Annotated in this window: 2 protein-coding genes and 1 pseudogene; 1 reads left to right on the plus strand and 2 read right to left on the minus strand. The window is 38.4% G+C overall.

Annotated features, from left to right (window positions below):
- Window positions 1-11: 11 nt before the first annotated feature.
- Together P20439_RS02640 and P20439_RS02645 are read right to left on the minus strand one after the other, a co-directional pair.
- Window positions 12-743, minus strand: coding sequence for a MauE/DoxX family redox-associated membrane protein (locus P20439_RS02640; protein WP_008109669.1), 732 nt, complete (start codon window positions 741-743; stop codon window positions 12-14).
- Window position 744: 1 nt separating this feature from the next.
- The gene (locus P20439_RS02645) at window positions 745-1,266 is read right to left on the minus strand and encodes a DUF305 domain-containing protein (protein ID WP_008109672.1); all 522 of its coding nucleotides are present in this window, start codon (window positions 1,264-1,266) and stop codon (window positions 745-747) included.
- A gap of 433 nt (window positions 1,267-1,699) precedes the next feature.
- Here P20439_RS02645 and P20439_RS18915 point away from each other — a divergent pair.
- Window positions 1,700-2,062, plus strand: a pseudogene (locus P20439_RS18915) (recombinase family protein).
- Window positions 2,063-2,600: the final 538 nt, after the last annotated feature.

Here is a 2,600-nt window from a genome sequence, read left to right on the forward strand (position 1 = left end):
GAGCTATACCTTTACATCAGCAGCATAATCAATGCTCCCGCGATCATAAATAAGTTTTCAGATAGCGATACAAATCCAAGTGGCACACTGCTATCGCCGCCTACACAGGCACACTTTAACTGGCGTTTGTCGATGTAAACGGCTTTGAAAACTGAAATTGCTCCAACTGTGCCGATAAACAATGAAAATGGTGCCACTGCGAGAGGCTGTAGTTGGGCAACCATACCAATACCTGCATATGCTTCAATGAAGGGATAAATATAACCATATCTTATCCATCTCATCGCTAGTAAATCATAAGTAATAAACGAATTTGTGAAACTGTATAGGTCTTTCAGTTTTTGCACCGCTAAGAGCGTCATTGAAAAAGCTATAAATAGCATCAGTGTTCTGATGGAGATAAATGAGCCGGAAGCAAAATGTTGAGATGCGACAGCAAGAAGTGCAGCTATCGAGAAAATGGCTACAACGGGCGTGTAGGTTGTGCCAGTTTGACCTGCTTCATCTTTACCAAAATACTCTCTTAAGTCATCGTATCCTCCGACACGCTTTCCTTCAATAAAGGTTTGTGGCGTAGTTTTGACATCATGCTTAGCTTTGAAGTCATCAGCTTGTTGTCTTGACGTGAGCTTATGATCTTCTACATCATACCCTTGCCTCTCCAGCAAATCTTTCGACCTTAAACCATAGGGGCAGATATGTTCGTCAGTGACCATTCTGTACAGGGTAGCTGTCTTAGTCATCTTAGTCTCCTTTGTTCAGTGTGCCTTCAAACTTTGGGAGCGGTCGTTGCTCAGCCTGAGCTTGTGAGCTGACCTTTCCATTTTCAGAAATATCTTTAATCAGCCATTCCATTTCTTTTATTTCTTTTCGTTGGGCTTTAATAATACCATTTGCCAATTCACGCACGCGTACATCCTCCAAAGTTGAATGCTCACTAGTAAGAATAGCAATGGAGTGATGAGGAATCATCGCTTTCATGTAAGCAGTGTCAGAAATTGTGCTTTGAGAGCGAACAAGATAAAGACATATGGCAAACAGTATTGTCGCCAATAGAAAAATAGCCATGTTGAGCTTCTTGTTACTGTACATGCCAAGCATAAAGGCCAGCATGATCATTGCCATACCTGCTCCCATATACAACGCCATATAGATACGCGTTTCACTAAACCATATATGTGATACTGCGTAAGTGTTGAGATACATCATGACAAACATAGCAATGGTTGAGGTGATGATCATTGCAGCAAATCTTGAGTATTTCATAAGTAATCCTTACATTGATAGTGTAAATATTTCCCACTGTTAGCCTATTATTCTCTACATGTGGTCATGTTCTCGAAAAAGTGCAAGTAATGAGCCAGTATCAATAAGAGTATTTGTAATACGATTGACTCAATTTCAGCTTATATCTAAAGTTTAAGTTTTGAACTTATGATAGACACAGGCTAAATTGGCTTTAGTTAACAATCTAATGGGAGAACTCAAAGCACTACAAGCTGAGCTTCAACAAATGGCAAGCTCGTGTACAAGTGAAGCGTGTGAAATAATTAAGTCACTTTATAGTTAGAATTGTCATTCATTTTCTATCCGTAGTGTACGAATTTCTATTTTTTATTACGTTCATGTACGAAATTTATTTAATATACTTTCGTTCATTTAATTGTTAAGGTGTGCGAAAGTTACAGGTTTCGTATATATGAAAGTTGGTTTTGCAAGAGTTTCAACTAAAGAACAAGATTTAAATGTTCAACTGTCCAAGTTGGACGCTCAGGGCTGTGAAAAAATATTCCAAGGCAAACAGTCTGGTGCTTCGATTCGAAATGAAGAAAAGCTTTAGGAACTCATCGACTTTATCAGGGAAGGTGATGAAGTTATTGTTACTCGCCTCGACCGTTTGGGACGGTCGTTAAAATCTATTCTTGAGGCAATTGAAAGCATCCATAAGAAAGGTGCTTGTTTGAATATTATCGACGGCTCTCTCAATACCAAAAATGATAATCCGTTTGCCACTGCCATGATCAACCTATGTGGAGTATTTGTGACTGTGCATAATGATTGAGATTGATCTCATTTTAGACTGAAAGGTTTTAAAGGGATGCCGCCAATCTCTCTTTTTATGAAAGTATGATTTTTTAATCATAATATCTGAGACTCAATCAGTTATATTACGATAATTTGATGCTATTTGCTAACGGCAGCTCCTCCGACATTGCGGACATTAGCATCAATGAATACCTTATGACTTCACTTAGCCAAAAGCGGAAGTTAGCTTTTGAGTTATTAACGAAAATTCAGAGTGTAAAGCAGACGTTGAAGAGTCAATAATAAACTTCAATTTAAACACTCTAGTGCATTAACGGCTGCAACTAATTTTGTCGTTCTAGAATTGGCGGAATTTTGCTGTTCCATATGAGAAGTAAACACACCAGTCACCATTCAATAGTTTGGCAAAACCTTGTGTGACTCATACTTGTGATACCGCTGACATGAATTTGTCAGCATTTCTTCCGTTTTTATCTGTCCACATTTAGGACATGCAATAGTCGATTAATGTTCTATATTCTGCCCGTATGCCTCTAACAGAGTTAACTATCTAG

Origin of the sequence: Pseudoalteromonas sp. BSi20439 (genome assembly GCF_000241165.1) — a bacterium.
Lineage (GTDB): Bacteria > Pseudomonadota > Gammaproteobacteria > Enterobacterales > Alteromonadaceae > Pseudoalteromonas.